This window comes from Lysobacter sp. HA18 (genome assembly GCF_054057595.1).
In genome coordinates, this window is record NZ_JBSRZL010000001.1 from 984,657 (window position 1) to 1,009,377 (window position 24,721).

Consider the following 24,721-nt stretch of genomic DNA (forward strand, 5'->3'; position numbering starts at 1 on the left):
GTTAACAGCACCTTCACAGGGCCGCTTCTAGTCTGCGCGCCGATGGCTTTGTTCAGTTAGCCGTCTCGCACGGTCGGAATAAAAAAACGCTGACGCGGACTCCCCCTCTCCCGATCCACAAGGAGCTAGTACAAGATGAACAAGAAACTCCTCTGCGCCGCCCTGCTTGGTGGCTTGTCGCTGGCGCAGGCCGCACAGGCCCAGCAGTTTGACGACCGCTGGTACATCACCGGTTCCGTCGGCTACAACCTGCAGGACAATGACCGCGGCACGCGCAATGCGCCGTTCGCGGCAATCGGCTTCGGCAAGATGTTCAACCCCAACTGGTCGTGGGATCTCGAAGCCAACTACCAGAACCCGAAGGCCGACTACAACCAGAACCTCTGGTGGAGCCAGTACGGCGTTTCGTTCGACGTTCGCCGCCACTTCGTGACCGAAGGCCGCGCGTGGAACCCCTACGTGGTGATGGGCCTGGGCTGGCAGCGTTCGGAAGAGGAGTTCGATCCGTCCGATGCCCGTATTCCGGCTCGCTTCGAGCGTAACGGTGCTCCGAGCCAGCGCGAGGACGACCATGTCGCCGGCAAGGTCGGTATCGGTATGCAGGGCGACGTCGGTCGCGTGAAGATCCGTACCGAACTCGCTGTGCGTCTCGACGCGGACAACGACAGCGTGGGCGCACTGCTCAACGACGACAACCATGACGACGGCGAAGACTGGTTCCAGGACGTCCTGGCCTCGGTCGGTGTCGTGATCCCGCTGGGCCCGCCGCCGGCGGCTCCGGTCGCTCCGGCTCCGGTTCCGACCTGCGCGGACAAGGATGACGACGGCGACGGCGTGAACAACTGCGACGACAAGTGCCCGGGTTCGACGGCCGGTCAGGCCGTGGGTCCGGACGGCTGCGCCGTGCCGCTGACGATCGACCTGAAGGGCGTGAACTTCGACTTCGACAAGTCGACGCTGCGTCCGGACGCGATCGCGATCCTCGACGAGGCGGTCTCGATCCTCGGTCGTTACCCGCAGCTGCGCGTTGAAGTCGCCGGTCACACCGACCTGTGCGGCAGCGATGCGTACAACCAGTCGCTGTCGGAGCGTCGCGCCCGTGCGGTGTACGACTACCTGACCAGCCACGGTATCGACGCCTCGCGTCTGGCCGGCCCGACCGGTTATGGCGAGAGCCGTCCGCTCGAGAACACCCCGCAGACCCTGCCGGCGTGTAAGAGCGAGCGTAACCGTCGTACCGAGCTGAACGTCCAGAACCAGTAAGACGTCCGGTTCACCGCTGCACCCGAAGCCCGGCCTTGTGCCGGGCTTCTTTTTGCGGCCCGCCGGTCGGCCCTTTCGTTCAGGGATGTTAAAAAATCCTAGCGGCCGTGTAATCATTCAGCTCGGCCTGTTCAGGACACTACCGGCCTGGCTGCCGTTTCCGACCTCTTTTGGAGCTCCACATGAAGAACCGCATGCTGAGTACCGCATTGCTCGCGGGCCTGGCGTTTGGCCAGGCGGCGCACGCCCAGGCGTTCGACGACCGCTGGTACCTGTCCGCCGACGCCGGCTTCAACATCCAGGACAACGACCGCGGCACGCGCAATGCGCCGTTCGGCGCGATTGGCATCGGCAAGGCCATCAATCCGAACTGGTCGTTTGAAACCCAGCTCAACTACCAGAACCCCCGTTTTGACGCCAACCAGAACCTCTGGTGGAGCCAGTACGGCATCTCGTTCGACGCCCGCCGCCACTTCCGCGCGGAAGGCCGTTCGTGGGATCCGTACCTGCTTCTCGGCGCCGGCTACCAGCGCTCGGAAGAAGAGTACGACGCGTTCCCGAGCCCGAACTCGCCCGGCCAGCGTAAGGACGGCAACTTCGCCGCCAAGATCGGTGGCGGTATCGAAGGCGATGCCGGCCCGGTCCGCATCCGCACCGAACTCGCGTACCGCGTGGACTTCGACGACCAGAGCGTCGCGGCTCCGGACAAGAGCGGCTTCGGCGACCTGCTCGCTTCGGTTGGCGTCCTGATCCCGCTGGGTCCGCCGCCGATGGCGCCGGTCGCCCCGGCTCCGGTTCCGACCTGCGCGGACAAGGATGACGACGGCGACGGCGTGAACAACTGCGACGACAAGTGCCCGGGTTCGACGGCCGGCCAGGCCGTGGGTCCGGACGGCTGCGCCGTGCCGCTGACGATCGACCTGAAGGGCGTGAACTTCGACTTCGACAAGTCGACGCTGCGTCCGGACGCGATCGCGATCCTCGACGAGGCGGTCTCGATCCTCGGTCGTTACCCGCAGCTGCGCGTTGAAGTCGCCGGTCACACCGACCTGTGCGGCAGCGATGCGTACAACCAGTCGCTGTCGGAGCGTCGCGCCCGTGCGGTGTACGACTACCTGACCAGCCACGGTATCGACGCCTCGCGTCTGGCCGGCCCGACCGGTTATGGCGAGAGCCGTCCGCTCGAGAACACCCCGCAGACCCTGCCGGCGTGTAAGAGCGAGCGTAACCGTCGTACCGAGCTGAACGTCCAGAACCAGTAAGACGTCCGGTTCACCGCTGCACCCGAAGCCCGGCCTCGTGCCGGGCTTCTTTTTTGCCCGCGATATTCGACTGCGCGCGGCGGTTGCATCGACATGTCGCGGCACGCGTCGGCCGATGAGGCAGATGGAAGCAAACTGTCGAGTCCGACAAACGCGCTTTCACGAATCGCGACGTATGCTGTCCGCCCGATTCGGCCGCCGGAGATCACCATGCGTCGCCTCGTTCTCATCTCCCTCGTGCTGGCCAGCGGAAGTGCGTTCGCGCAGGACGCCTGCACTGGCATCGCGCGCTCGTCGACAGCGCCGGTATCCGCGCCCGCGCTCGCACCCGAACTCGTTGCACCGGCGCCGCAACTCGGTGCGCCCAGTGGCGTGCTCGCGCAGGCGTTCGACCAGACGCAGACGGTCGACGCCGTGCTGCTGCGCATCCGCATCGACAAGTGCCGCGCGACCGCGATGTCGACCAAGCCCGGTCAGTTCACGCCCGGCATGGATCCGGCGACCTACAAGCCGCAGACGCAGTTCGACAACACGCCGTGGCGGTTCGACATGAACCAGAACGGCAAGCGCATGACGGCCGACGAATTCGACGCGTGGATGAAGGCCAAGGGCGTGCGCGTGGCCAAGGGTGCGCAGGCCGCGCCTCCTCCGCCGCCTCCGCCGGCCGACGCACCGCAGAAGTAAGCGTCGATGCCGCCAGCGGTGCCGCGCCACGGGTTGGCGCGCGTGCTTTCAAAGCGCGGCCTGTGTTCGCGTACGCAGGCCGCGACATGGATTCGCGACGGTCGCGTCACCGTCAACGGGCGCACCGTTCGCGACCCCGAGTTTCCCGTGCGCATGGACGTCGATCGTGTCGACGTCCGCGATCTCGATGACGCCAACGCCTCGCCGATCTACATCGCGCTCAACAAGCCACGCGGCTTGGTGACGACTGCGCGCGACGAGCAGGGCCGCGACACGGTCTATAGATGTTTCGACGGCGCAGGGTTGCCCTGGATCGCGCCGGTCGGACGTCTCGACAAGGCCAGCGAAGGCCTGCTTCTGTTCTCGAACGACCCGCGTTGGGCCTCGTCGATCACCGATCCGGAAAGCGGACCCGACAAGACCTACCACGTGCAGGTCGACTGCATTCCTGACGACACGACGCTGCGCGCGATCGAAGCCGGCGTCGACGTCGATGGCGAACGACTCGTTGCCGCGAAGGTCACGCTGCTGCGCAGTGGCGCGCGCAATGCGTGGCTGGAAATCGTGCTGGACGAAGGTCGCAATCGACAGATCCGTCGACTGCTCCAAGCGTTCGATATCGGCGTGCTCCGGCTCGTGCGCGTCGCGATCGGCACCTTGCCACTGGGCGAACTGGGCAAGGGGGAATGGCGCATGTTGACCGCCGACGAAGCCGCCGTGCTCGGTCCAACCCGCGACGCCCTGGATGTGAAGGCCACGTCGACATCGTCTTCAGATCAGCAGGCGTAGCGTCCGTCGACCGCCACGGCCGGTGCACCGGGCGGTCCCGCCACGCACCGCTGGAGCCGTCATGGACATCCTGTTCGCCATCCTCCTGTACTGGGGCGTGATCCCCAGCCCGTCGGTCACCACCACGACGCCCGCGGCCACGCCGACTGCGGTCGCCGACGACGGCAGCGACATCGTCAAGCCACGCCCCTGCGGAAATCGCTGCTCGTACTGACGCAGTGCCGTTGTCCGTCGACGCGCAGTCCGCGCGCGACGAAAGCGCTCACGTGAGGATCGCGAAAGCGATCGTCGTCGGCGATGCCATGCCCGTCAGCCCGCCACGTCGTCGTCGAACGGCAGGCGCCATCGCGCCATGCGCCTATCGAGCAGCGACGTGACGACCTCGCGTGCGCGTGCATCCGACGGCCCGCGCGCATCGGGGCCTTTGCCCTTGTCCTGATTGCAGCGCGTGCAGGCGATGGCGAGGTTGCGTGCATCGTCGGGCGCGTCGCCCACGCGTGCGGTGAGCTCGTTCGCCGCGCGTTTGCCGAACCATGCGCGCGGCACGACGTGTTCGAGCGAACTCGCGCCGATCGCCATGCCGTCGTCGCGAACCTGCAGGCGCGTGCGGCAGTGCAGACAGCGTGTCGTCCAGACGCCGTTGTCGCGTTGCGCCTCGCGATCCGTTTCGAGCGCGAGCAGGAACAGGCGGCGCAGGGCAGGGCGCATCAGGGAATCAGCAGCACCTTGCCGAGCGCGCGACGGCTTTCCAGGTGCGCATGCGCGGCGGCGCCGTCGGACAACGCGAAGCGCGAATCGATCGCGACCTTGACGTCGTCGCGTCGCACCGATTCGAACAGTTCGGCGGCGCGGTTGCGGCGATCGTCCGCCGTGCGCAGCACGTTCCAGAGATCGCCGCCGGTCAATGTCTTCGAGCCGTCCATGAGCATGCGTGGATCGACAGGTTCCGGGTCGCCACCCGCCATGCCGTAGAAGACGACAGTGCCGCCCGTGCGCACCGCGCGCAGCGACTCGTGCACGGTGCGGCCGATCGAATCGAACGCCACGTCGATGCCGTCGGGTGCGAGCTGCTGGACGCGCGCGACCCAGTCGCCGTCGTACGTCGATGCCGCAGCGGCACCGGCCCGTCGTGCGACATCGCACTTCGCTTCGGTCGACGCCAATGCGATGACATATGCGCCGCGTGCCTTCGCGAGTTGCACCAGCAGTTGCCCGACACCGCCGGCCGCGGCGTGCACGAGCGCAGTGTCACCGGGTCGCAATGCGTAGCTGTCGCGGATCAGGTATTGCGCGGTGAGTCCCTGCAACAACAACGCCGCGGCGGTGTCGTATGCGATGTCGTCGGGCAACGGGATCAGGCGATCGACATCGACCGCCGCGAGTTCCGCATTCGCGAACGGCGCATCGGCGAACGCCACGCGATCACCGACGGCGAAGCCCGAACCTTCCGGCGCCGACACGATCTCGCCCGCACCTTCGTAGCCCGCGACCCACGGCGGATCACCGGCGAGGAGGTAGTGGCCCTGTCGACGATAAACATCGGCGAAATTCAGGCCGATCGCATGCAAACGAACGAGCGCCTGGCCGTCGCCGGGTAACGGGTCCGGCACATCGCGATAGACCAGAACCTCGGGACCGCCGAAGCGATCGAACGTAAGCGCCTTCATGTCGCATCTCCAATCGGAGCGAGCACGCTACACGCGTCGCGTGCCCGGACTGCGTGCATGCGCCGGACACTGCGGCGCATGCGTTTGGCGTCAGACTTTCAGGACACCAAGTTCGCGACCGATGCGCGTGAACGCATCGATGGCGCGGTCGAGATGCTCGCGCGTATGCGCCGCCGAGATCTGCGTGCGGATGCGCGCCTGGCCCTTCGGCACGACCGGGAAGAAGAAGCCGATCGCATAGATGCCTTCTTCCAGCAGCCGTTCCGCGAAGCGCTGGGCGAGTGGCGCGTCGTACAGCATCACCGGGCTGATCGGATGCACGCCCGGCTTGATGTCGAAACCGATCGAGGTCATGCGCTCGCGGAAGTAACGCGTATTCGCGGCAAGCGCTTCGCGCAGCTCGCCGGCCTGCTCGAGCATCTCGAAGGCCTTGATCCCGGCGGCGACCACGTGCGGTGGCAGCGAGTTCGAGAACAGGTACGGACGCGACCGTTGGCGCAGCAGTTCGATCACTTCGCGCTTGGCCGTGGTGAAACCGCCCAGCGCGCCGCCCATCGCCTTGCCCAGCGTGCCGGTGATGATGTCGATGCGATCGAGCACACCCTTGACCTCGGCCGAGCCGCGGCCGGTCGCGCCGAGGAAGCCCGTCGCATGGCATTCGTCGATGTGCACCAGCGCGCCGTACTGCTGCGCGAGGCGCGTGATCTCGTCGAGCGGCGCGATGAAGCCGTCCATCGAGAACACGCCGTCGGTGGTGATCATGATCGTGCGCGCGCCGTCGGCCTTCGCCTGCTGCAGCTGCTTCTCGAGATCGGCCATGTCGCAGTTGGCGTAGCGGTAGCGCTTGGCCTTGCACAGGCGCACGCCGTCGATGATCGATGCGTGGTTGAGTGCATCGGAAATGATTGCGTCGTTTTCGTCGAGCAGCGGCTCGAACAGGCCGCCGTTCGCGTCGAAGCAGGCAGCGTAGAGGATCGTGTCCTCCTTGCCGAAGAACGTCGCGATGGTCTGCTCGAGCTGCTTGTGCAGGTCCTGCGTGCCGCAGATGAAGCGCACGCTGGCCATGCCGAAACCGTGCGTATCCAGCGCCTTCTTCGCTTCCGCAATGATGTCGGGATGATCGGCGAGGCCGAGGTAGTTGTTGGCGCAGAAGTTCAGCACCGTGCGGCCGTCGGCGAGGGTGATTTCGGCCGACTGCGGCGACGTGATGATGCGCTCGGACTTGAACAGCCCGGCGTCGCGGATTTCGTCGAGGGTGGTTTCGTAGCGTTCGGTAAGTGACATGCGGTCCTGCCCTCGGGGCAAATAAGTTCAGTCGGAGCTGCCGCTGTCGCCCGAATCGCAGGTGTCGTTCGACGCGGAATCGTCGGACGTATCGCTGCACGTACCGGGTTCGAACGGGCGGTCGTTGTTCTCGTTTGTGTCGTACGGGTTGTCGTACGCGTTCACCGGCGCGTAGTCGCCGGAACCGGCGGTGTCCGAACGCACGACGCCGCTGTTCTGATTGTTCGCGAGATAGATCCAGCCTACGATCACGATGACGGCGATGATCAGCACGAACATCATCGCGGCGCGCTCAGTTCCAGCTCAGGACGATCTTGCCGCTCTTGCCGGCTTCCATCAGGTCGAAACCTTCCTGGAATTTATCGATGGGCAGCTGGTGCGTGAGCACTTTTCCGAGCGGGAAACCCGACAGCACGAGCTGCGTCATCTTGTACCAGGTCTCGTACATGCGACGGCCGTAAATGCCCTGCAGCGTGAGGCCCTTGAAGATCACCTTGTCCCAGTCGGCGCCGGCGCCCTTGGGCATGATGCCGAGCATCGCGATCTTGCCGCCGTTGTACATGCAGTCGAGCATGTCGTTGAACGCGCGCGGATTGCCGCTCATCTCGAGGCCGACGTCGAAGCCCTCCATGTGGAGGTCCTTCATGACGTCCTTGAGCGATGTGTTCGACACGTTGACCACCCGCGTCGCGCCCATGTCGGCGGCGAGCTTCAGTCGATAGTCGTTGACGTCGGTCACCACCACGTTGCGTGCGCCGATGTGCTTGCAGATGCCGGCGGCGATGATGCCGATCGGGCCCGCGCCGGTGATCAGCACGTCCTCGCCGACGACGTCGAACTCAAGCGCGCAGTGCGCGGCATTGCCATACGGGTCGAAGAACGCGGCCAGCTCACTCGGGATCTGGTCCGGAATCGGCCACAGGTTCGAGGCCGGCATCACGATGTATTCAGCGAACGCGCCATTGCGGTTGACGCCGATGCCGACGGTGTTCGGGCACAGGTGCTGCTTGCCCGCACGACAGTTGCGGCAGTGCCCACAGACGATGTGGCCTTCGGCCGACACGCGCTGGCCGACGGTATAGCCGGTTACGCCGGTGCCGAGCGCGGTGATGCGGCCGACGAATTCATGGCCGATGACCAGGCCCGGCTTGATCGTGCGCTGGCTCCACTCGTCCCACATGTAGATGTGCAGGTCGGTGCCGCAGATCGCCGTCTTCTCGAGCTTGATCAGCACCTCGTTCGGGCCGGGCGTCGGCACCGGCACCTCCTCCATCCAGATCCCCTTGGCGGCTTCGCGCTTCACGAGGGCGCGCATGGTCTGCGCGGGCAGGGGGATGGTGACGGTCTCGGACATGCTGGGAGGGCCTGCGATGCGCGGCGCGCGATGGAACGCGAATTATACGGACGGCGACCTGAAGGCCTTGCCGGATTGCGGCCGCCCGAGCGCTGCCGCTATGGTCGGCGGCCGATCGAAGGGAACACCTCCATGCGCCGCCGTCTGCTCGCCACCGCCCTGTCCCTGTCCATCGCCCCGGTCGTGGCGTCCGAAGGCATGTGGATGCCGTCACAGCTGCCGGACCTGGCGCCGCAGCTGAAGGCCGCCGGCTTCGAGGGCGACCCCGCGGCGCTGGCCGACCTCACCCGCCCGCCGCTGAGCGCGGTGGTGAAGGTGGGCGGCGCGACCGGCGCGTTCGTCTCCAAGGACGGCCTGGTGCTGACCAATCACCACGTCGCGTTCCCCGTGATCCAGTACAACAGCCGTGCCGACCGCGACCTCATCGGCAATGGCTACGTCGCCAAGACCCGCGGCGACGAGCTGCCCGGAGCGCCCGACTACCGCGTGCTGGTGACCACCGGCTTCGACCGCATTACCGACCGCATCCTCGCCGGCGCCAAGGGCAAGAGCGGCCGTGCGTATTACGACGCCGTGGACGCCGCGACGAAGGCGGCGGTCGCCGAGTGCGAGCGCGACGCCGGCACGCGCTGCAGCGTCGCCAACATGTATTACGGCACCGACTTCTACCTGATCCGCCAGCTCGAACTGCGCGACATCCGGCTTGTCTACGCACCGCCGGAATCGATCGGCAACTACGGCGACGAGGTCGACAACTTCGTGTGGCCGCGTCATTCCGGCGACTTCACCGTGCTGCGCGCCTACGTCGGCCGTGATGGCAAGCCGGCCGACTACAGCGCGGACAACGTGCCGTACAACCCGCCGGCGCACCTGCAGGTGTCGACGCGCAACGTCGGCGAAGGCGATTTCGCGATGCTCGCCGGTTATCCCGGTACGACGTATCGCCACCGCATGGCGAGCGAATTCGAACAGCAGATCGGCTGGCAGCTGCCGACGCGCGTCGCGTTGAGTCAGGGCGTCATAGAGACGATCGACAAGGCCGCCGCGACGCCGGAATCGCACGTGCTGTACGCATCCCAGCTGCAGAGCCTGAAGAACAACCTCAAGCGCGCTCAGGGGGAGCTGGATGGCCTGCGTCGCAGCGACGCCGCCACCGTGCGTCGCACCGATGAAGCACAGATGCTGGCGTGGCTTGCGAAGCAGCCCTCGGCCGGCGCGACGCGCACCGACATCGCCGCGGTGCAGAAGCTGCTCGACCAGGCGGCGATCGTCCGTGATCGCGACCAGCTGCTTGGCATGATCCGCTCGCAGACGCAGCTGCTGCGCGCCGCAATCACCGTGCAGCGTCTCGCGCATGAGCGCAGCAAGCCTGACGCGCAACGCGAACTCGGCTACCAGCAGCGCGACGAAGCGCTGATCACCGGCCAGCTCAAGCAGGTGCAGCGCCGCTTCGATCCCGCGGTCGAAAAGGCGGTGTTGACGTATCTGCTCACGCAGTACCAGGCACTGCCCGCGGCGCAGCATGTCGCCGAAGTCGACGGCGTGTTCGGCCGCACGCCGGACGAACTGCGCACGAGGCTCGACGCGCTCTACGCCGGTACGAAACTCGGCGACGAAGCCACGCGCCTGGCCATGATGTCGCGCGACGCCGCGTCACTCGCGAACGAAAGCGATCCGCTGCTGCGCGCCGCCGCGACGTTGCAGCCTGCGCTATTGCGCATCGAGGACGAGAGCAAGGCGCGCGAAGGCGAGCTGCTGCGCCTGCGGCCGTCGTACATGCGCGCGCTCATCGCGTATCGCAAGTCGCAGGGCCGAGCGGTGTATCCGGATGCGAACTCCACGCTGCGCGTGAGCTACGGCAACCTGCGCGGCATGGATCCACGTGATGGCGTGCACTACGTGCCGGTGACGACGGTCGCCGGCATCGTCGAGAAGCACACCGGCATGAAGCCGTTCGACGCGCCGAAACCGCTGCGCGACGCGATCGCCAAGGGCGACTTCGGCACCACGGCCGACCCGACGCTCAAGACGCAGACGGTCGACATCCTCACCGACCTCGACACCACCGGCGGCAATTCAGGTTCGCCCGTGCTCGACGCCAACGGCAACCTCATCGCGCTCAACTTCGACAGCAACTGGGAAGCGGTGAGCGCGAGCTGGATGTACGACCCACGCTACAAGCGCGCGATCCACGTCGACATGCGCTACATGCGCTGGCTGATGGCGAAGGTGTATCCCGCGCCGCAGCTGCTCGCGGAAATGGGACTTCCCGCCGAATGAACACGCGATGTGCAGCGCGATGCTGTGACGTGCGTCAAGCGCGTCGTCGCGCGTGCATTGGCTAGACTCGACCGTCCAACGAAACCGAACACCGGAGCACCCATGCGCATGCGTCCACTCGCCCTCGCCACGTTCGCCGCGCTCGCGGCTCTTTCCACGAGCGCGGTCGCGGTCGAAGGCATGTGGGTGCCGCAGCAGTTGCCCGAAATCGCCGCGCCACTGAAGAAGGCGGGCCTGAAACTCGACGCGCGCCAGCTCGCGGATCTCACCGGCGATCCGATGGCCGCGGTGGTTTCGCTCGGCGGTTGCACGGCGAGTTTCGTGTCGCCGCAGGGCCTCGTCGTCACCAATCACCACTGCGCGTACGGGGCCATCCAGCTCAATTCGACGCCGCAGAACAACCTGATCGAAACAGGCTTCAATGCGACGACGCCCGCGCAGGAACTCTCGGCCGGGCCGAACGCGCGCATCTACGCTCTGGATTCGATCCAGGACGTGACGAAGACGGTGAAAGCCGCGATCGCCGCGGCACCGGATGCACTCGGCCGCACGACCGCGCTCGATGCGATCGAGAAGAAGCTCGTCGCCGACTGCGAAGCGCCGATGGGCTATCGCTGCCGCCTGTACAGCTTCGCCGGCGGCAATACGTATCGCCTGTTCAAGAACCTCGAGATCAAGGACGTGCGCCTGGTCTACGCGCCGCCGCGCAGCGTGGGCAACTACGGTGGCGAAGTCGACAACTGGATGTGGCCTCGCCACACCGGCGACTTCTCGTTCTATCGCGCCTACGTCGGCAGGGACGGCCGCCCGGCCGCGTATTCGCAGGACAACGTGCCGTATCGCCCGAAGCACTTCCTCAAGATCGCCGACAAGGCACTGGGTGATGGCGACTTCGTAATGGTGGCCGGCTATCCGGGCAGCACGAGCCGTTACGCGCTCGCCAGCGAATTCGACGCGACCGCGAACTGGACGTATCCGACCGTCAGCCGTCACTACAAGAATCTGGTTGCGCTGGTCGACAACGCCGGGCGCCGCAATCCGGACATCGCGGTCAAGTACGCGGCGACGGTGCGCAGCTGGCAGAACGTGCTGAAGAACTACGACGGCCAGCTCGAAGGTTTCCGTCGTATCGATGCGGGTGCGCGCAAGCATCGCGAGGAAGAAGCCGTGCTCGCATGGCTTCGCAGCCAGGGCTCGCGCGGCGCGACAGGTCTGGCCGCGCACGACCGGCTCGAACAGCTGGGCGAGGAAGCACGCGCGCATCGCGATCGCGACCTCGTCTTCGGCCAGCTGCGCAGCACCGGTGTTCTCGGCGCGGGAATGCAGATCTATCGCACCGCCGTCGAACGCGAAAAGCCGGACGCGCAGCGCGAAGCCGGCTACATGCAGCGCGACCTGCCGTCGCTGGAAGGCGCGCTGCGCCAGATGGAGCGCCGCTACCAGCCGCAGATGGATCGCGACCTCATCGCTTACTGGCTACGCGAGTACGTGAAGCTGCCGGCGACCGAACACATCGCGTCGGTCGACAAGTGGCTGGGCGGCACCGACGACAAGGCGGTCAGTCGTGCGCTCGATCGACTGGCGAAGACGCGCCTCGGCGACACGACCGCACGCGTCGCGCTGCTCAGCGCGGATCGCGCGGCGCTCGAGAAGTCGAAGGATCCCGCGATCCAGTTCGCCGTCGCGGTGATGCCTGACGTGCTGCGTCTGGAAGAAGAAGCCAAGACGCGTTCCGGCGATGCGCTGGTTGCCCGACCGGAATTCCTGCAGGCGCTCGCCGACTACCGCAAGGCGCACGGCCAGGCCGTGTATCCGGATGCGAACTCGACGCTGCGCATCACCTACGGCCACGTCACGGGTTACACGAAGCCCGACGGCGCGAAGCAGCCGTCGTTCACTACGCTCGAGCAGGTCGTGCAGAAGGCGACCGGCAAGGATCCGTTCGACGCGCCGCAGGTGGAACTCGATGCGATCCGCGCGAAGAACTACGGCGGGCTCGCGGACAAGCGCCTCGGCACGGTACCCGTGAATTTCCTGTCCGACCTCGACATCACCGGTGGCAACTCGGGTTCGCCGGTGCTCGACGCTCAGGGCAAGCTCGTCGGCCTTGCGTTCGACGGCAACTGGGAGTCGGTGAGCAGCAACTGGGTGTTCGACCCCGCGATGACGCGGATGATCTCGGTCGACCAGCGCTACATGCGCTGGATCATGCAGGAGGTCTATCCCGCGCCGCAGATCCTGCAGGAGCTGGGCGTTCCCGAGCGCAAGTGATGCACTGACGCGTGCGAAAAGGCCGGCGTAGATCGCCGGCCTTTCTCGTTGCACGACGCTAGATGTTCACGCGTCGGGCAGCGTGTAGTCGAACGTGTAGAAGTGCTCGCCGCCGGTGATGTCGATCGTCATCGTTCCGCGAATGCCTTCGAGTTCGTCGTCGCCGGAATCCGGCACCACTTCGATGCGCAACGACGGCGAACCGCGATCCATCACGCCGAAGTGCATCGCTGCGAAATGTCCGCTGCGCCCATCCAGCGAACCTTCAATGCGTTCGACCGCGACGTAACCGGCCGAACCGTCGACCTCGGTACCGACCGCGAGCATGTGCACAACGCTGGTCGCGCGCAGCGGGCCTTCGAACGTCTTGTCGATGCGCAAATGCATTGCATGCGCGTCGCCACCGATTTCCAGCGGATCCTGCGGCGTGCGCTTCACGGTGAAGCGGCCTTGGGCGACGGGCATGGCGGTCTCCGGATCGAATGAATGCCGATCATCACGCACGCGCCGCCGGTCGGCCAGCGGTTGTCGACCACATCGCGTCTGCTAGTCTCCAGCCCGTCGCGGATTCCCATGCCAGCCGGCCCCGTCTCCCGACCCGCAGTCCGCATGCGTCCGCGCATGCATGCAACACCGCAAGACCGCATCACCGTCGCAGCCCGATCCGGGCCTGCACGACGGCCGGCTGGCAGGGCATCCGCGCATCCCTCATTCAAGGAGCGCGACGACGATGCGAGTGCTGGCATGCGATGGAATCCATGACGACGGCCTGAAACTGTTCCGCGAAGCGGGATGGGACGTGGTCGTCGCACCCGAACCGATCAAGGACGCCGACAAACTGGCCGCCGCGCTGGTCGATGTCGACGCGGTGCTCGTGCGCTCGGCAACGCGCGTGCCGGCCGACGCGCTGGTGCAGGCGACGAAGCTGAAGGTGATTGGTCGCGCCGGTGCTGGTGTCGACACCATCGACGTCGACGCGGCGACCGCACGTGGCATCGCGGTGATGAACGCGCCCGATGGCAATACCCTAGCTGCGGCGGAGCATGCGATCGCGTTGCTGTTCTCGCTCGCACGCCACATTCCGCGCGCCGATGCCGGCATGAAAGCAGGGCAGTGGCCGAAGGCCGGTCTCACCGGCTTCGAACTCGAAGGCAAGCGCCTCGGCGTGATCGGCCTCGGCCGCATCGGTGGCACCGTCGCGCGCAAGGCGCGTGGCATCGGCATGGAAGTGGCCGCGTACGACCCGTTCCTGCCGGCCTCCGCGGCAGGCAAGGGCAGCGTGCCGCTGATGACGCTCGATGACCTGCTCGCTTGGGCCGACATCGTCACGCTGCACATTCCACGTACCAAGGAAACAACCAACCTGCTGTCCGAAGCGCGCATGCGCACGATGAAACCCGGCGCGATGATCATCAACGCCGCGCGCGGCGGGCTGGTCGACGAAGCCGCGTTGCTGCGACTGCTCGACGAGGGCCATCTCGCGGGTGCGGCGCTGGATACCTTCGTCACAGAACCGCTGCAGGAAGACTCGCCGCTGCGCGCGAATCCGAACGTCGTGCTGACGCCGCATCTCGGTGCATCCACCAGCGAAGCGCAGCAGGCCGTGAGCACGATCCTCGCGCGACAGATCATCGATTTCGTCGCGACGGGTGCGGTCGCCGGCTGCGTCAACCTGCCGCCACTCACTGCAGAAGCCGCGCTCGAGGTCGGGCCGTGGATGCCGCTGATGACGGCGCTCGGTCGCGTTGCGTCGCGTCTTGTTCCCGCGCCAACACGGTTGCACATCCGCTACGCCGGCAGGACCGACGGCCTCGATACGCGACCGCTCACGCGACTGCTCGTGTCGTCGTTGCTCGGCGCGGCATCGGGTCGTGTCACGCCGGTCAACGCATTGCAGGAAGCCGGCGCACGCGGGCTTGAAGTCTCCGAAACGATCGGTGGCGAAGGCGACGGCTATGATCGTCTCGTGCGCCTGACGGTCGAAGGCGACAACGCCGGCCGCACCGTGCGTCGCGAGATCGATGCCACATTGCATCGCGCGCCGCGCGTGGTTGCACTCGATGGTGTCGAGATCGAATTCGATCCGCTCGCGCACGTGTTGCTCATGCGCAACGAGGACCGCCCCGGCATGGTCGGCACCGTCGGCTCGCAGCTCGGCGCCGCCGGCATCAACATCATCAGCTTCGCGCTTGGCGCAGCGGGCGACGGTTATGCGCGCGCCGCGATCACCATCGATCGCGAGATCGATGACGCGCAACTCGACGTGCTGCGTGCCACGTCCGGCGTGTTCTCGATCCAGCAGGTCTGACCCATGCGAATCATTCTTGCCCGTCACGGCGAAACGCCGTGGAACGCTGAAGGCCGCTACCAGGGCCAGGTCGATATTCCGCTGTCACCGGTCGGCGAATCGCAGGCCGCGGCACTCGCGCGACGGTTGCGCGATGTGCCGATCACGCGCGCGGTCGCGTCGCCGCTGCTGCGTGCGCGTCGCACCGCCGAGGTCGCGCTGGGCGACCGTGCTGCGATGCTCACGACGGACGCCGGCCTCATGGAGATCGCGCACGGCGAGTGGGAAGGCCTGCTCGCCGGCGAAATCCGCGAGCGCGACGGCGAGCGGCTGACCGCGTGGCGCGACACACCGCATGACGTGCTGATGCCCGGCGGCGAATCGCTGCAGCAGGTGCTCGATCGTGCATGGCCAGCGTTCGCGCGTGCATGCGACGGACTCGGCGATGACGACACGCTGCTCGTGGTCGCGCACGACGCCGTCAATCGCGTGCTGCTCTGTCGGATCCTCGGCCTGCCACTCGCCAACCTCTGGCGCTTCCGCCAGGCGCCGACCACGCTGAACCTGCTGGAAGGGCCGGACGTCGACCACCTCGACGTCGTGCGCCTCAACGACTGCAGCCACCACACCGCACTGTTCGGCGAAGCCGTGCATCGCGCCTTGTAGCGCGGGTTTCAACCCGCCGTCGCGTACGTTCGACGATGGCGGGTCAAGACCCGCCCTACAATTCGCGCATGACGTCCGAACTCGACCACTGGCTCGCCCGCCTTGAGCAACAACATCCGCGCAGCGTGGATCTCGGCCTAGACCGCATCCGCGCCGTGCACGAACGCCTCGGGCTGACGCGGCCGGCGCCCGTGGTGATCACCGTCGGTGGCACCAACGGCAAGGGTTCGACGGTCGCGTTCATCGAGGCGATCGCGCGTGCGCAGGGACTGCGGGTTGGCGCATACACGTCGCCGCACCTGCTGCGCTACAACGAGCGCATCCGCATCGATGGGCGCGATGCGGATGACGCGTCGATCGTCGACGCATTCGAAGCGATCGAAGCCGCGCGCGGCGACACGACGCTGACGTATTTCGAAGTCGGCACGCTGGCGGCGTTGTGGTTGTTCGAGCGCGCACCGCTGGATCTAGCGATCCTCGAGGTCGGGCTCGGCGGCCGACTGGATGCAACCAACCTCGTCGATCCGGACGTGGCGGTGATCACGACCGTCGACATCGACCACACCGATTGGCTCGGTCCGGACATCGAATCGATCGGCTTCGAGAAAGCCGGCATCGCGCGCGCGTGGAAGCCGCTGGTGCTGGGCGACGACGACCCGCCATCGAGTGTGCTTCGCCATGCATATTCGATCGGCGCGAAGGCGTTGCGGATCGGCTGCGATTTCTTCGTCGATGCGAATGACGGCGGCGACACGTGGACGTGGCGCGCGGTCGGCGAAACGTACGAGCTTCCACGGCCGTCGCTTGCAGCGCCGTCGCAGCTGCGGAACGCGGCTGTGGCAATCGCGGCGCTTCGGTCGAGTCCGTTGGAGATCGGCGAGGATGCGATCGTCGCGGGCGTCGCCGATGCACGTGTCATGGCGCGGCTGCAGCGGATCGAGCGCGACGGCGTCGAGTACGTGGTCGACGTTGCGCACAACCCGCAGGCGGCGCGAGAGCTCGCCACATGGCTGTCGCGCACTCCAGTCCAAGGGAAGGTGATTGCGTTGTTCGCGGCGCTCGGCGATAAGGACGCTGCAGGCGTGGTCGAGGCGCTTGCCGGCCATGTCGCTGCTTGGCATATCGCGGGCCTCCCGGGCCACGGGCCGCGCGCGGTAGACGTCGACGCATTCGCCGATCGTCTTGCAGATACCGCCGCTTCGACAGCGACGCGCTGGACGGACGTGGCGTCAGCGCTCGCCGGAATCCAAGCGAACAAAGGCGACCGCATTCTCGTGTTCGGCTCGTTCCACACCGCGGCTGACGCCTTACGGACAATCGACGCGGGAGCGACCGCCGGCTGAACGGTCGTCGCGCGGCCGGGGCCGCCCGGACCCGGCGCGTATAATTCGCCGCGACAAGGCGGGCCGCCCCCGCCGCATGCGGACGCGATGGAATCTGCCCTGAAACAGCGGCTGCTCGGCGCGGCGGTGCTCGTCGCCCTGGCAGTGGTCTTCCTGCCCCTTCTCGTGATGGATCCCGCGCCCGACAGCGGCGCATCGCGCGTTCCGCTCAAGGTGCCGCCGGCGCCTGAGGCAGCGAACGGCGATACGCGCACGCTCGACCTGCCGCTCGCGCCGGAAGCCACCGGCAAGCCGGTGCTCTCGGCGCCGGTCGAGGCGGGTGCCGGAGCGCCCGAGGTCGCGACCCCGCCAGCCGCTGCGCCTACAACACCCGCCACCGCGGCCGGCAACTACGCAGTGAACTTCGGCAGCTACGCGACCGAGTCCGACGCTGCGCGCGTGATCGATGCGCTCGGCGCCGCGCACCTCGCCGCGTACCAGGAACCGACCGCACTCGGCACGCGCACCGTGCATCGCGTGCGCATCGGCCCGTTCGTGACGTCCGCCGACGCCGAAGCCGCGCGCCTGGCCGCAGGCCGCGTGCGCAGCGACGTCAACGCAAAGGTTGTCGTGCTCGACGCGGATACCGCGACGCCGGCCAAGCCTGCCGCGACGACCACGGCGATCGCCTCCACCGCGCCCGCAGTGACCACCGCGCCGCTGCCGGCAGCACCTGCGACGCCGGCACGGGCGACGCCGTCCACAGACGCGACGTCGACGACGGTCGCCGCCGGCACGCAGCGACCGGCACCGGCTGCGACCACACCGCCCAAGCCCGCGACGCCGCCAGCACCGACGGCCGCAACGCCTGCGGCCGCGACCGTCGCGACGACCGCACCCGCCGCATCGAACGTCGGTTTCGCCGTCCAGCTCGGCGCGTTCGCTGATGCCGACGAAGCCACACGCCTCCGCGATCGCGCACGCAACGCCGGCTTCCCCGCCTTCGTCGAAAAAGTGCACACCGACCACGGCGACCTCAGCCGCGTTCGCGTCGGGCCGGTTCCGGATCGCGCTGCGGCCGATGCATTGCGCACGCAGGTCGCGTCCAAGGTCGGCGTCAGCGGCATCGTGCGACCGCATCCCTGACGATGAGCGCGCTCGACTGGCTGCTGCTCGCGATCCTCGGCGTCTCCGCGCTGACGGGCCTGATGCGCGGCTTCGTTGGCGTGGTCGCGTCGTTTGCGGCATGGCTGCTTGGCGGTAGCGTCGCTCTGCTGCTCGGCGGCAGCGTCGCGCATGCGATCGCGGGGCCAGCGGGTCCGACGCCGGTGCAGGTATTCGCCGGATACGCAGCCTGTTTCGTCGCGACGTCGATCGGCGTCGCAGTCATCGCTTTCCTGATGCGACGCGCGCTCAAGGCCGCGGGCCTCGATGGCGTCGATCGCATGCTCGGCCTCGCGCTCGGCAGCGTTCGTGGCATCGCGATGGCCTGCACAGTCGTACTGCTGCTCGGATTCACCGCTATTCCGCGCCAGCGACCGTGGCAGGCGTCGACGCTGGTGCCGCTGTTCAAGCCCGGCGCGCGTTGGATGGCGACGTGGCTGCCGGCGTGGGCGCGTGAACGCGTCGATCTCGACGGCGCCACGCCCGCTCGAAACCTCCCGGAACCGCCCCCATTACCGGGGCTTCCCGTCTGATCTTCTGCAGGACACCGAACTCATGTGCGGCATCATCGGAATCGTCGGCCAAAGCGACGTCGCAGGGCAGCTCTACGACGGGCTGACCGTGCTCCAGCATCGCGGCCAGGATGCCGCGGGCATCGCCACCGCCAGCGGCATGCGCATCCGCGTGCACAAGGGCAACGGCCTGGTCAGCGACGTGTTCGACGAGGCGGCGATGCAGCTGCTGCACGGCAACTTCGGCATCGGCCACTGCCGCTATCCCACGGCGGGCAGCGCCGGTTGCGACGAAGCGCAGCCGTTCTACGTGAACTCGCCGTACGGCATCGCGCTGGCGCACAACGGCAACCTGATCAACACCGACGCGCTGCGTCGCGAGGTGTTCGAGCAGGACAAGCGCAACGTCAACACCGAGTCCGATTCCGAAGTGCTGCTCAACGTGTTCGCGCATGAGCTCGACACGCAGGGCGTGCTGTCGCCCGAGTCCGTGTTCAAGGCGGTCGAAGGCGTGCACCGCCGCTGCATCGGCGGCTATGCGGTGGTCGCGACGGTGCTCGGTTTCGGGCTGGTCGCGTTCCGCGATCCGCACGGCATTCGTCCGTTGGTGCTCGGCAAGCGCACCAGCAACGGTCGCGACGAATATGCGGTCGCATCTGAATCCGTAGCACTCGACCTGCTCGGTTATGAGCGCCTGCGCGACGTGCGGCCGGGCGAGGGCATCGTCGTCACCGCCGATGGCACGCTGCATGCGCGCGCCTGCGCCGAAGAACGCGCGGCGACACCGTGCATCTTCGAATACGTCTATTTCGCGCGCCCCGATTCAATGATGGACGACGTGTCGGTGCACAAGGCGCGCATGCGCATGGGCCAGAAACTCGGCGAAAAGATCCTTCGCCTGCGACCCGATCACGATATCGACGTCGTCATCCCGATTCCCGATACCTCACGCGATGCGGCGCTGGAAATCGCCAACGTGCTTGGCGTGAAGTACCGCGAAGGCTTCATCAAGAATCGTTACGTTGGCCGCACCTTCATCATGCCGGGGCAGGGCGAGCGCGCGAAATCGGTGCGTCGCAAGCTCAATCCGATTCCGCTGGAATTCCGCGGCCGCAACGTGCTGCTGGTCGACGACTCGATCGTCCGCGGCACCACGTCCAAGCAGATTGTGCAGATGGCGCGCGACGCCGGTGCTGCGAAGGTCTACCTCGCGTCCGCTGCGCCGCCGGTGCGCTTCCCCAACATCTACGGCATCGACATGCCGTCGGCCGACGAACTCGTCGCGCACGATCGCACCGATGACGAAGTGCAGCAGCTGCTGGGCTGCGACTGGCTGATCTACCAGGACCTCTCGGATCTCGAAGAAGCGGTGTCCGGCCCGAAGCACCGTATCGACGCGTTCGATTCGTCGTGCTTCAACGGCGACTACGTGACCGGCGTCGAGCCCGGCTATTTCGAGCGCATTAAGCAGCTGCGTTCGGACGCCGCCAAGCAGGCGCGGAAGGTGGCGTGACATGAAGTCGCTGCAACTCGTGATGATTCCGGATGACGAGAACGGCGACGTACTGCGCGCGATGGTGGAGGACGGCGACGACCTCACGATCCCGCGCGAGATCGATTTCCATCTGGTGTTCGGCGAGGAAAGTGCGGCACGCGCATTCACCGACGCTGCCAATCAATTGCCGGACCTGCTGCTCACCGCGCCTGCGATCGACGAGGAAGGCATCTGGCAGGTCACCGCGAGCCGCCACATGGCCGCCAAGCACGCGGACATCACGAAGCTCGAGCGCGATCTGACGGTGCTGGCTGAATCGTTCGGCGGCTATCCCGATGGCTGGGAGTGCTCGCGCGCCGCCGGTCCCGAAGAAACGGACGACTCGGGCGACGACGCGGACGCGTGATGCACGCGGACCTGCATGACGCCGCGCACGCCTGCCTGCGCGCGGCGACGCCCGAGGACAAAGTCGCGCGTTCGTTCGAAACATTCGAACGCTTCTCGCGTGGCGAGCTTGCACCGCGTGCGGACTCGCCTGCACCTCGACCGGTCGAAATGCCCGGCCGCCCCGAGCGTCCGCGCCTTGTATCCGCACGTGACCTCCCGAAGCGTGGTTTCGGCACTAACGAAGGCCTTGCCGCATTCGTGCACGCCATCGCGCACATAGAGTTCAACGCGATCGACCTCGCTTGGGATGCCGTTTACCGCTACCGCGCTATGCCCGCGCAGTTCTATGCCGACTGGGCATCCGTCGCGAACGATGAAGCACGTCATTTCACGATGCTGCGCGGACGCCTGCGTGATCTCGGCTGCGACTACGGCGATTTCGACGCGCACAACGGCCTGTGGGAAATGGCCGAAAAGACCGCGCACGATGGCCTCGCGCGCATGGCGCTGGTGCCGCGCGTGCTCGAAGCGCGCGGGCTGGATGTGACGCCGGGAATGATCGTGAAGCTGCGCCAGCGCGGTGACGATGCGACCGCCGACATCCTCGACGTGATCCTGCGCGAGGAAGTCGGCCACGTCGCGGCGGGAAGTCGATGGTTCCGCTGGCATTGCGTGCAGCGCGGCCTTGAGCCGCAGCCGACGTTCAAGGCACTGCTCGCCGAATACGCGCGCGCCGTGCTGTACGGACCGTTCAATCGTGAGGCGCGACTGGAAGCGGGGTTCGACGCCGAAGAACTGGCATCCCTGGAATCACTCGCGAACTGAGTGGCACAGCGGCGGGTTACGCAAGGCCCTGCAGGTCGATCCGGTCGCCGTCGACGCGCAGCACCGACCCGTGGTCGTACCAGTCGCCGAGCACCACGCGTCGACGCGCGCGTCCGCTGACGTCGAGTTGGTGGATCGCCGGACGATGCGTATGCCCGTGGATCATCAGGTCGACGCCGTAGCGCACGAAATATTCGTCGACGGTCGACGGCGCGACGTCGGTGATCGTTTCCATGGTGCCGGCATCCTTGAGCGCGGCCTGTGCATCGCGGCTCTGCGCACGTGCGTGCTGCGCGAACGCGATGCGTGCGGCCAGCGGCTGCGACAGGAATCCCGACTGCCACTTGGGCTCGCGCGTCTGTGCACGAAACGCCATGTAGCCGGTGTCGGCGGTGCAGAGCAGGTCGCCGTGCAGGATCAGCGCCGGACGGCCTTCGAGCATCAGCACCGACGGGTCCTGCAGGATGGTCATGCCCGCCGGGCGCGCGTAGTCGTCGCCGAGCAGGAAGTCACGATTGCCGCGGATAAAATACGTGGGCGTGCCGGCGTCGACCAGTTCACGCAAACCGTTCGCGACCGCGCTGCCGACCTCCGACGGATCGTCGTCGCCGACCCAGGCTTCGAATAGGTCGCCGAGGATGTACAGCGCGTTCGCGCCGCGTGCTTCGTCACGGAGGAAGCGCAGGAACAGGTCGGTGACCTGCGGGCGCTCGGCGTCCAGGTGCAGGTCGGAGATGAAGAGCGTAGTCATCGCGGCATTGTAATTGCGGGTGCGAATGCGCTCGGCCATCGGGGCGGCGGCGTGCCGGCATCCATGAATGCGACGCGCCGCACGTCTCGATCTGCGCCCTGCGTACGCCGCGATCCGCGAGCGTATAGTCGGCGGACCGGTCACGGCCTTGGGGGGCGGTCGGCATGGGGACGCACGACAACACATTCGGCGCACGCGCCACGGTGCATGCATGAGTCGCGGCTATTTCGCTTTTGTTCGCCGCGATGCGCAGCATCGTTACCACGCCACGCTGCCGGACTTTCCCGGCTGCACCGCGGAGGCCGAGCGGCTGTCGGCGTTGACGCAGGCGATCCGCGAAGCCGTGCAGGCGCAAGCCCGCACCAGCGGCTGGCCGACGCCGACGCGCCTGGAAGCGCTGCCGCGACAGGTGGACGACCATGAGGGCTACTGGCTCATGGTGGAGATGTCCGCCGCGGGCTGAACGGCCACGTTGACGGCAAGCGTAAAATCGTCGGTTCCACGCCTGACGAGTCGTCGCATGACCAGCCGCACCCGCTTCGCACCCAGCCCCACCGGGTACCTCCACATCGGCGGCGCCCGCACGGCGCTGTACTGCTGGCTGGAGGCGCGGCGTCGCGGCGGCGAGTTCATCCTGCGCATCGAGGACACCGACCGCGAGCGCAGCACGCAGGCCGCGATCGACGCCATCCTCGAAGCGATGGACTGGCTCGGCCTGAACTACGACGAAGGCCCGATCTACCAGACGCAGCGCCTCGACCGCTATCGCGAAGCCGCCGAGCAGCTGGTTGCGGCGGGCAAGGCGTATTACGCGTACGAGACAAAAGACGAACTCGAAGCGATGCGCGAGAAGGCGATGGCGGCGGGCGAGAAGCCGCGCTACAGCGGCGCCGCGCGCGACGCGAATCTTCCATATCGCGACGACGCGAACCGCGTGATCCGTTTCCGCAATCCGCAGGACGGCACCGTCGCGTGGGAGGACAAGGTCAAGGGCCGCATCGAATTCGCGAACAGCGAACTCGACGACTTGGTGATCTTCCGTTCCGACGGCTATCCGACCTACAACTTCGCGGTCGTCGTCGACGACATCGACATGCGCATCACCGACGTCGTGCGCGGCGACGACCACGTCAACAACACGCCGCGACAGATCAACATCTACGAAGCGCTCGGCGCACCCGTGCCGCATTTCGCGCACCTCCCGATGATCCTCGACGAGCAGGGCGCCAAGCTCTCGAAGCGCACCGGCGCGGCCGACGTGATGCAGTACCGCGAGAACGGTTACCTGCCGCACGCGCTGCTGAACTATCTGGTGCGGCTCGGCTGGTCGCATGGCGATCAGGAGATCTTCTCGATCGAGGAGCTCACGCGCCTGTTCGATCTCAAGGACGTCAACGCGAAAGCATCGCGTCTGGATTCGCAGAAGCTCGGCTGGCTCAACCAGCAGTACCTCAAGAGCGATGCGCCGGACGACGTTGCGAAGCATCTCGTCTGGCATCTCGAGCAACAGGGCTACGACCTGTCGAGCGGCCCCGCGCCGGCGGACATCGTCATCGCCATGCGCGATCGCGTGCAGACGCTGAAGGACATGGCCGAGCGCGCGGCGGTGTGGTTCCAGCCGCTGACGAACTACGACGATGCGGCCGTCGCCAAGCACCTCACCGCTGCGGCGCGCGCACCTCTGGACGAAGCACGCTCGCGCCTCGCGCAGCTCGCCGCGTGGACGCCCGATGCGATCCACACGACGTTGAACGAAGTCGCCGCGACGTGCGGCGTCGGCATGGGCAAGGTCGCGCAGCCGTTGCGCGTCGCCATCACCGGCACGCAGGTGAGCCCCGACATCGCGCACACCATCTATCTCGCCGGGCACGACGAAGCGCTGCGTCGCATCGACGCCGCGCTCGCGAAGCTGCCGGCCCACGCCTGAGGTCCGCATGGCCCATGACGACAACTGCACCGATCCGCGTCATCACGTCCACACGGGCGATGATTTCGTTGCGCAGGTCGAGCGTGCGTGCGAGGAACGCGGCCTTCGCCTGACGCCGCTGCGCGCGAGCGCATTGCGCCTGATTGCCGATGCCGACCGCCCGGTCAAGGCGTACGAACTGCTCGAGCTGATGAAGGCGACGCATGAAGGCGCGGCACCGCCGACGGTGTATCGCGCGCTCGACTTCCTGCTGGAGCACGGTTTCATCCACAAGCTGTCGTCCATCAACGCATTCGTCGGCTGCCACCATCCCGGCGGCGCGCAGCACGCGGTGCCGTTCCTGATCTGCGACCGCTGCCATGCCGCGACGGAACTCGAAGACGAGCAGATCGTCGGCGCGCTCGACACCCGCGCACGTGCGCTCGGCTTCGCGCCGCGCGCGCAGACGCTGGAAGTGCACGGCCTGTGCGCCAGCTGCGCGGCGGAGGCTGCTGCCGCCTGAATCCGTGACTTCCGGGCTATTGAGGGGAT

25 protein-coding genes are annotated in these 24,721 nt (G+C 66.9%); 18 read left to right on the forward strand and 7 right to left on the reverse strand.

Going from position 1 to position 24,721, the window contains the following annotated elements; translation table 11 throughout:
* Positions 1-135 precede the first annotated feature (135 nt).
* The 5 genes from ACVWWW_RS04940 to ACVWWW_RS04960 all read left to right on the forward strand — a co-directional run bounded on the left by ACVWWW_RS04940 (position 136) and on the right by ACVWWW_RS04960 (position 4,212).
* Positions 136-1,263, forward strand: coding sequence for an OmpA family protein (locus ACVWWW_RS04940; protein WP_027082445.1), 1,128 nt, complete (start codon positions 136-138; stop codon positions 1,261-1,263).
* Positions 1,264-1,445: 182 nt separating this feature from the next.
* Complete coding sequence (locus tag ACVWWW_RS04945; protein ID WP_456952188.1) at positions 1,446-2,525, forward strand: OmpA family protein; 1,080 nt, start codon at positions 1,446-1,448, stop codon at positions 2,523-2,525.
* A 210-nt stretch (positions 2,526-2,735) separates the two neighbouring features.
* The gene (locus ACVWWW_RS04950; RefSeq protein WP_027082446.1) at positions 2,736-3,209 is read left to right on the forward strand and encodes a hypothetical protein; all 474 of its coding nucleotides are present in this window, start codon (positions 2,736-2,738) and stop codon (positions 3,207-3,209) included.
* 6 nt (positions 3,210-3,215) lie between these two features.
* Positions 3,216-3,998 carry a pseudouridine synthase gene (locus tag ACVWWW_RS04955; RefSeq protein WP_081671992.1) on the forward strand — a complete coding sequence of 261 codons (783 nt, stop codon included), beginning with the start codon at positions 3,216-3,218 and terminating at the stop codon, positions 3,996-3,998.
* Between the two features lie 61 nt (positions 3,999-4,059).
* Positions 4,060-4,212 carry a hypothetical protein gene (locus ACVWWW_RS04960; RefSeq protein WP_155914200.1) on the forward strand — a complete coding sequence of 51 codons (153 nt, stop codon included), beginning with the start codon at positions 4,060-4,062 and terminating at the stop codon, positions 4,210-4,212.
* Between the two features lie 95 nt (positions 4,213-4,307).
* Here the strand turns inward: ACVWWW_RS04960 and ACVWWW_RS04965 are convergent, their stop codons facing one another.
* The 5 genes from ACVWWW_RS04965 to tdh form a co-directional block, all read right to left on the reverse strand.
* Complete coding sequence (locus ACVWWW_RS04965; RefSeq protein WP_027082447.1) at positions 4,308-4,706, reverse strand: hypothetical protein; 399 nt, start codon at positions 4,704-4,706, stop codon at positions 4,308-4,310.
* On the reverse strand, positions 4,706-5,665 hold the full coding sequence (locus tag ACVWWW_RS04970) for a quinone oxidoreductase family protein (RefSeq protein ID WP_027082448.1): 960 nt from the start codon (positions 5,663-5,665) through the stop codon (positions 4,706-4,708). Before ACVWWW_RS04970 ends, ACVWWW_RS04965 begins: the two co-directional genes overlap by 1 nt.
* Before the next feature lie 90 nt (positions 5,666-5,755).
* Positions 5,756-6,949 carry a glycine C-acetyltransferase gene (gene kbl / locus ACVWWW_RS04975; protein ID WP_027082449.1) on the reverse strand — a complete coding sequence of 398 codons (1,194 nt, stop codon included), beginning with the start codon at positions 6,947-6,949 and terminating at the stop codon, positions 5,756-5,758.
* A 27-nt stretch (positions 6,950-6,976) separates the two neighbouring features.
* A complete protein-coding gene (locus ACVWWW_RS04980) occupies positions 6,977-7,222 on the reverse strand; it encodes a hypothetical protein (protein ID WP_155914202.1) in 246 nt (81 codons plus the stop codon).
* 19 nt (positions 7,223-7,241) lie between these two features.
* Positions 7,242-8,264 carry an L-threonine 3-dehydrogenase gene (tdh, locus tag ACVWWW_RS04985; protein ID WP_027082451.1) on the reverse strand — a complete coding sequence of 341 codons (1,023 nt, stop codon included), beginning with the start codon at positions 8,262-8,264 and terminating at the stop codon, positions 7,242-7,244.
* A gap of 171 nt (positions 8,265-8,435) precedes the next feature.
* On the opposite strand from tdh, the gene ACVWWW_RS04990 reads away from it, so the two are divergent.
* Together ACVWWW_RS04990 and ACVWWW_RS04995 are read left to right on the forward strand one after the other, a co-directional pair.
* Positions 8,436-10,583: a S46 family peptidase gene (locus ACVWWW_RS04990; RefSeq protein ID WP_027082452.1), complete on the forward strand. Its 2,148-nt coding sequence runs from the start codon at positions 8,436-8,438 to the stop codon at positions 10,581-10,583.
* Between the two features lie 180 nt (positions 10,584-10,763).
* Positions 10,764-12,854 (forward strand): S46 family peptidase, encoded by a 2,091-nt coding sequence (locus ACVWWW_RS04995; protein ID WP_027082453.1) that lies wholly within the window; start codon positions 10,764-10,766, stop codon positions 12,852-12,854.
* Between the two features lie 66 nt (positions 12,855-12,920).
* On the opposite strand, the gene ACVWWW_RS05000 is transcribed toward ACVWWW_RS04995, so the two are convergent.
* A complete protein-coding gene (locus ACVWWW_RS05000) occupies positions 12,921-13,319 on the reverse strand; it encodes a DUF3224 domain-containing protein (RefSeq protein ID WP_027082454.1) in 399 nt (132 codons plus the stop codon).
* Between the two features lie 265 nt (positions 13,320-13,584).
* On the opposite strand from ACVWWW_RS05000, the gene serA reads away from it, so the two are divergent.
* The 8 genes from serA to ACVWWW_RS05040 all read left to right on the forward strand — a co-directional run bounded on the left by serA (position 13,585) and on the right by ACVWWW_RS05040 (position 21,512).
* Positions 13,585-15,162, forward strand: coding sequence for a phosphoglycerate dehydrogenase (serA, locus tag ACVWWW_RS05005; RefSeq protein ID WP_036141749.1), 1,578 nt, complete (start codon positions 13,585-13,587; stop codon positions 15,160-15,162).
* A gap of 3 nt (positions 15,163-15,165) precedes the next feature.
* Positions 15,166-15,807 (forward strand): histidine phosphatase family protein, encoded by a 642-nt coding sequence (locus tag ACVWWW_RS05010; RefSeq protein ID WP_027082456.1) that lies wholly within the window; start codon positions 15,166-15,168, stop codon positions 15,805-15,807.
* Positions 15,808-15,875: 68 nt separating this feature from the next.
* On the forward strand, positions 15,876-17,150 hold the full coding sequence (folC, locus tag ACVWWW_RS05015) for a bifunctional tetrahydrofolate synthase/dihydrofolate synthase (protein WP_027082457.1): 1,275 nt from the start codon (positions 15,876-15,878) through the stop codon (positions 17,148-17,150).
* 87 nt (positions 17,151-17,237) lie between these two features.
* Complete coding sequence (locus ACVWWW_RS05020; RefSeq protein ID WP_027082458.1) at positions 17,238-18,275, forward strand: SPOR domain-containing protein; 1,038 nt, start codon at positions 17,238-17,240, stop codon at positions 18,273-18,275.
* Positions 18,276-18,277: 2 nt separating this feature from the next.
* A complete protein-coding gene (locus ACVWWW_RS05025; RefSeq protein WP_051234923.1) occupies positions 18,278-18,826 on the forward strand; it encodes a CvpA family protein in 549 nt (182 codons plus the stop codon).
* Between the two features lie 22 nt (positions 18,827-18,848).
* On the forward strand, positions 18,849-20,318 hold the full coding sequence (gene purF, locus ACVWWW_RS05030) for an amidophosphoribosyltransferase (protein WP_027082459.1): 1,470 nt from the start codon (positions 18,849-18,851) through the stop codon (positions 20,316-20,318).
* A 1-nt stretch (position 20,319) separates the two neighbouring features.
* Positions 20,320-20,706 (forward strand): ribonuclease E inhibitor RraB, encoded by a 387-nt coding sequence (locus ACVWWW_RS05035; protein WP_051234925.1) that lies wholly within the window; start codon positions 20,320-20,322, stop codon positions 20,704-20,706.
* Positions 20,706-21,512, forward strand: a complete 807-nt coding sequence (locus tag ACVWWW_RS05040; protein ID WP_027082460.1) for a ferritin-like domain-containing protein — start codon at positions 20,706-20,708, stop codon at positions 21,510-21,512. Before ACVWWW_RS05035 ends, ACVWWW_RS05040 begins: the two co-directional genes overlap by 1 nt.
* Positions 21,513-21,528: 16 nt before the next feature.
* Here the strand turns inward: ACVWWW_RS05040 and lpxH are convergent, their stop codons facing one another.
* On the reverse strand, positions 21,529-22,263 hold the full coding sequence (gene lpxH / locus ACVWWW_RS05045) for a UDP-2,3-diacylglucosamine diphosphatase (protein WP_027082461.1): 735 nt from the start codon (positions 22,261-22,263) through the stop codon (positions 21,529-21,531).
* A 211-nt stretch (positions 22,264-22,474) separates the two neighbouring features.
* Here lpxH and ACVWWW_RS05050 point away from each other — a divergent pair, with 211 nt between their 5' ends.
* Genes ACVWWW_RS05050 through ACVWWW_RS05060 form a run of 3 tightly spaced genes read left to right on the forward strand, consistent with a single transcriptional unit; the run spans position 22,475 to position 24,692 of the window.
* Entirely contained in the window at positions 22,475-22,726 is a 252-nt protein-coding gene (locus ACVWWW_RS05050) for a type II toxin-antitoxin system HicB family antitoxin (RefSeq protein ID WP_036141753.1), read from the forward strand.
* 57 nt (positions 22,727-22,783) lie between these two features.
* A complete protein-coding gene (gene gltX / locus ACVWWW_RS05055) occupies positions 22,784-24,190 on the forward strand; it encodes a glutamate--tRNA ligase (protein ID WP_027082462.1) in 1,407 nt (468 codons plus the stop codon).
* A 7-nt stretch (positions 24,191-24,197) separates the two neighbouring features.
* Positions 24,198-24,692 (forward strand): transcriptional repressor, encoded by a 495-nt coding sequence (locus ACVWWW_RS05060; RefSeq protein ID WP_027082463.1) that lies wholly within the window; start codon positions 24,198-24,200, stop codon positions 24,690-24,692.
* Positions 24,693-24,721 lie beyond the last annotated feature (29 nt).